We start from the raw sequence: 4,842 nt of genomic DNA, 5'->3' as shown, positions 1-4,842 counted from the left end.
CCCGCTGTCTTTGCACCCGCTGTCTTTGCATTATCGCTATCTTGCTTATCCATTATCTGCTCCTTTCCTTATTCTGCCAACATACACATGATGTCTGTTAAACATCTAAATCAAAAAAATTTGCTGAATATAGTTACCTTAATTACCCTTATGGTTTGGTGTCAAACAGGCTACATACCAAACAGGAAACAGCATGACAGATAACCCTTTGCTTAACCCAGTTACCGTCGGTGCCCTAACATTGCGACACCGGATTGTCATGGCACCAATGACACGTATCCGCGCTGACCGTGATACCTTGGCACCAACCACAGATAATACCACCTATTACAGTCAACGCGCATCCGAAGGTGGCCTTATCATAACCGAGGCCGTGCATATATCACCCGAAGGCACGCCGATATGGACAATCTATCAAAATGTGCGCGACGATGGCGGTCAGGTGCCTGGCATCTGGACGGACACACAGCGCGATGGCTGGCGTGAAGTGGTCAATGCTGTTCATGCCCGCAAAGGGCTTATTGTCTGCCAGCTTTTACATGCTGGGCGCATTGCTCAGCCCGAAATTGGTGATCATCCGGTGGCGGCCAATAGTGACCTGCCTCTGCCCTCTGTATCGGCATCGGCGATTGCCCTGCCACAAGGTGACGAAGACAGCCATTATGGCTGGGATCAGCCCAATACGCCGCCACGCGCGCTAGCAACGGCCGAGATGCACCGTATTTGTGCCGATTATGCCCATGCCGCCCATATGGCCAAAGATGCGGGGTTTGATGCGATTGAATTACATGCGGCACATGGCTATCTGATTGACCAGTTCCTCAATAAAAGCACGAACCAACGTGATGATATGTATGGCGGATCGCTTGAAAACCGGTGCCGACTTTTATTTGAAGTCATCACCACATTGATTGATGTGATGGGCAAAGGCCGTGTTGGTGTTCGACTATCGCCCTATCTGAACGACCCCGAAACAGGCGCGCCAAACGCCACCTATTTTGGTGTCCAAAGTGATGATGCCGAAGCTGTCTATAGTCATGCTGTTCGTGGCCTGAATGATTTTGATCTTGCCTATTTGTTATTGACCGAGCCGCGCGTTGGCGGCGGGTTGGCGACTGATCCGAAAAGCGATCAGGGCTTTCGGCATCCTTTGGCATTACGTCATTATCGGACATTATATAACGGCATGCTGATGGGGGCTGGGGGATTCACCCCGTTAACCGCCGCAACCGCTATCACGCAAAATGCCTATGATTTGATTGCCTTTGGACGCTGGTTTATTTCGAATCCAGATTTGCCCGATCGCATCCGCCATGGCCATGATCTGACCGTTTATGATCGGGCAACCTTTTACAGCGGATCAACCGCTGGTTACACTGACTATCCTGAAAGCCATGATAGCGCCAAAGCCGCTGGTTACAGGATGATCGCTGTTGCCGATGTCGGGGCATCCTTGCCCAAGGCTGGCCAGACCCCGGAAAAGTTCAAATAGCCACCTAACGTATAAATAACGTACCCTATTCTGGTAATCTGATATTTGCCATTATGTAACAGCGTGTTATTGATAAAAATCACCATTCAAGGAAATGACCCATGAAACTATTCTACACGCCAGCATCGCCTTATGTCCGCAAAGTTATGATGAGCGCGCATATTCTTGGTTTTGCAAATGATTTGGAACTGGAAACGGTTGACTGGTCGAGCGCGGATGGCATCGCCAAACTGGCACTCAACCCGCTTGCCAAAGTGCCGGCCTTGATTGCTGATGGTAAATTGATCGCCGATAGCCGGGTCATAATGGAATATTTTGATCTCCGGGCTGGTGGCGGCAAAATCATCCCGAATGATCCCGAAACGCGCATCGATGTGCTTAGTCAGGCTGCCTTGATCGAAGGCATGATCGATGCCAGCATCCTGATTGTCTATGAAACACGCCTACGCCCTGAAAATATGGTGATGGACAGCATCATGCAACGCTATCGCGACAAGATCATCCGTGGCCTTGCTATGGTTGGTGCCAGCACCAGCAGTTATGATAATGGTGCCATGCCGACGATTGCCGATATTTCGCTTGCCGCGCTACTGGATTATCTTGATTTCCGCGACATTGTGTCATGGCGCGATCATGCGCCGCATCTTGTTGACTGGATGGCTAGCTTTGCCGCAGTTGTACCTGGTCATCAGGACACAATGCCCAAGGCTTGATATAGCCCCGATCAGTCAAGTTCGGCTGATTGTGCCCACAGGTTGATACCAGCATCAGATGCAAAACCATCAATTTCTGCCAGCTCGTCGGCGGTAAAATCAAGGTTGCCTAGCGCGCCCACACAATCAACGATCTGTTCTGGCCGGCTGGCACCGATCAAAGCTGTTGTCACAGGACTAGCGCTACCTTGATCGCGCAAAGTCCATGCAATCGCCATTTGCGCCAATGTCTGGCCTCGACCTGATGCAATCGCATTCAGCCCTTCTATTTTTGCCAGATTTTCAGAATTCAGAAATTCTGGCAAAAACGATCCCCCGACCGAAGCACGGCTTTCAGCCGGAACACCGCCAAGATATTTATTGGTCAGCAGACCTTGTGCTAATGGCGAAAAGATAATCGATCCAGCACCCACCTCATCAAGCGTGGCCAGCAATCCGTCTTTTTCGATCCAGCGATTTAGCATCGAATAGCTTGGCTGATGTATAAGCAACGGCACGCCCATATCGGCAAGAATGGCCGTGGCTTCCTTAGTCCTCTGGGTGTTATAGGATGAAATACCCGCATAAAGCGCCTTGCCTGAATGCACGGCTTGCGCCAATGCGCCCATAGTCTCTTCAAGCGGGGTCGAGGGGTCAAAGCGGTGCGAATAGAAAATATCTACATAATCCAGCCCCATGCGGTTCAACGACTGGTCAAGGCTGGCAAGCAGATATTTACGGCTTCCCCATTGGCCATATGGACCTGGCCACATGTCATATCCAGCTTTGCTGGAAATAATCAGCTCATCACGATATGGCTTGAAATCTGTCCGCAGAATCTCGCCAAAGGCGGTTTCGGCACTGCCTGGCGGCGGGCCGTAATTATTTGCCAGATCAAAATGCGTGATACCAAGATCAAACGCCGTACGGCACATATCACGCTTGGTTGCATGATCGGTTATTTCGCCGAAATTATGCCACAAGCCAAGTGAAATAGCGGGCAAATCAAGGCCACTGTGACCACAGCGCCGATACAGCATATCGTCATATCGTTTTTCATTGGCTGTCCAAGGTGTATGCGTTGTTGATCGCGACATAATGATGATCTCCGCAAAATGCTCAAAGCATCTGGGTAAGGGAAAATTCTAACTTATAGCCTGAAAATAGCGCCAATAAGCCAGCTTGTCACGGCTAAGTTGGTTGCAATCGACCATGACACCAGCAATGATGGACATCTTGGTTTTCTTGCCCATATCTGGACATTTACATGCCCCCTGTCGCTAACACACCTAAAGACGCTTCCCAAACAGATGTATCTGCCAGCTTTCAGCGTATTCTCATTTTGGGATCAGCACCAAACAGCGTTGAGGCCGCCAACTGGCCACGTGATCTTTTTGACAAGATTGTCGTGATTAATAACGCATGGCGTATCCGTGATGACTGGGATGATATCATCTATCCCTATGACTTTGCCGCCGAAAACATGCCTGCGCAAATAAAGCCACATCAACAGGTCATTGATGAAGATGCTTTCGTACCGATCCAAAATGATTATGGCGGCTTTGTCTATGCAGGGGCGACAATGGCCTATACTGCCGGTTACTGGGTTCTTGGTCATTATCAGCCAGCACAAATCATATTTATGGGATGTGATATGCATTACCCTGATACTGGCAATACGCATTTCTATGGCAATGGTACGCCTGATCCCCTGCGCGATGACATTACCCTGACATCACTCGAAGCCAGTTCGGCGCGCCTTTACAGCCTGGCCGCACAACAGGGATGTCAGCTATTCAATCTGTCAGACAGCATATCACGGCTTATATTTCCACGCATATCGATCAGCGCATTGGCATCACATGATACAAAAGCTCCTGAACCTGCCATTGACAAACGCCAGATTGCCATTGCCCTGAACAGGGAAGCCGAGCTTGACTATTATGTTCCAAATGGCCGCTATTGGGAAAATAGCAATCAGTTCGACAAAGACGCCTTGATCCAGCTAGATGCGCTATGGATGAAAACAATCAAAAAAACATCACAAGAAATATCGCAAAAGTGAAAAGAACATGTGTCTGAATGTTGATTTTTTCCCCAGAATGCCCATTTCAGTAGAATATCAAGATATTGTGTAACTCAGAATGGTGTTAGATGCGTGATTAAGTCAATTGTAGCTGTTGGACAAAATGGTGAGATTGGCTTTGAGGGCAAATTGCCCTGGGAAGGCACCTTCATCGAAGACCAGCAATGGTATATGGACAACACTTTGGACGCTGTTCGTATTGGTTGTTCTGGTTCGATCAAGACAATTGATGACGAACGCGCATTCTATATTGTCAGTGCGCGTGATATTGCCGCACCAGGCAGCCTTGGTATTTATAACTGGCAAGATATGAAACCGCATGAAATCCTAGAGGATGTGCAAGCCAAGCATCCGACCAAGGATGTTTTTGTCGTTGGCGGTGTACCGTGGTATGAAGCCAGCGCCTATGCGGTTGAACAATTACTTATCACGCGGATCAATGGCAACTATACCCATGACCGTGCGGTTAATTTGGACATTTTGTTGCAAAACCGTAAATGCATAAAATCATGGCAAGGGCAAACAACGCCTGATCTTTGCTTTGAAATATGGGAATAGGTAGCTTTGACAAG

5 protein-coding genes are annotated in these 4,842 nt (G+C 48.8%); 4 read left to right on the top strand and 1 reads right to left on the bottom strand.

What is annotated here, in order from left to right; genetic code table 11:
- Positions 1 to 193: 193 nt before the first annotated feature.
- Both ABNT28_RS10030 and ABNT28_RS10025 read left to right on the top strand, forming a co-directional pair.
- Entirely contained in the window at positions 194 to 1,492 is a 1,299-nt protein-coding gene (locus tag ABNT28_RS10030; protein WP_332924143.1) for an alkene reductase, read from the top strand.
- Positions 1,493 to 1,593: 101 nt separating this feature from the next.
- Positions 1,594 to 2,205: a glutathione S-transferase N-terminal domain-containing protein gene (locus ABNT28_RS10025; RefSeq protein WP_332924144.1), complete on the top strand. Its 612-nt coding sequence runs from the start codon at positions 1,594 to 1,596 to the stop codon at positions 2,203 to 2,205.
- 11 nt (positions 2,206 to 2,216) lie between these two features.
- On the opposite strand, the gene mgrA is transcribed toward ABNT28_RS10025, so the two are convergent.
- Positions 2,217 to 3,281, bottom strand: coding sequence for an L-glyceraldehyde 3-phosphate reductase (gene mgrA, locus ABNT28_RS10020; RefSeq protein WP_332924145.1), 1,065 nt, complete (start codon positions 3,279 to 3,281; stop codon positions 2,217 to 2,219).
- Between the two features lie 170 nt (positions 3,282 to 3,451).
- On the opposite strand from mgrA, the gene ABNT28_RS10015 reads away from it, so the two are divergent.
- Positions 3,452 to 4,249, top strand: coding sequence for a hypothetical protein (locus tag ABNT28_RS10015; protein ID WP_348721511.1), 798 nt, complete (start codon positions 3,452 to 3,454; stop codon positions 4,247 to 4,249).
- Positions 4,250 to 4,342: 93 nt separating this feature from the next.
- Positions 4,343 to 4,828, top strand: coding sequence for a dihydrofolate reductase (locus ABNT28_RS10010; protein ID WP_332924147.1), 486 nt, complete (start codon positions 4,343 to 4,345; stop codon positions 4,826 to 4,828).
- The last annotated feature ends 14 nt before the right edge of the window (positions 4,829 to 4,842 follow it).

It is taken from the genome of uncultured Candidatus Puniceispirillum sp. (assembly GCF_963979125.1).
GTDB lineage: Bacteria > Pseudomonadota > Alphaproteobacteria > Puniceispirillales > Puniceispirillaceae > Puniceispirillum.
Note: the sequence above shows the minus strand (reverse complement) of the source record. Positions and strands in the feature narration are given on the sequence as shown.

Excerpts from the sequence above, each read along its gene's own strand:
- mgrA (WP_332924145.1), bottom strand. The coding sequence starts at position 3,281 with ATGTCGCGATCAACAACGCATACACCTTGGACAGCCAATGAAAAACGA.
- ABNT28_RS10015 (WP_348721511.1), top strand. The coding sequence starts at position 3,452 with ATGCCCCCTGTCGCTAACACACCTAAAGACGCTTCCCAAACAGATGTA.
- ABNT28_RS10030 (WP_332924143.1), top strand. The coding sequence starts at position 194 with ATGACAGATAACCCTTTGCTTAACCCAGTTACCGTCGGTGCCCTAACA.
- ABNT28_RS10025 (WP_332924144.1), top strand. The coding sequence starts at position 1,594 with ATGAAACTATTCTACACGCCAGCATCGCCTTATGTCCGCAAAGTTATG.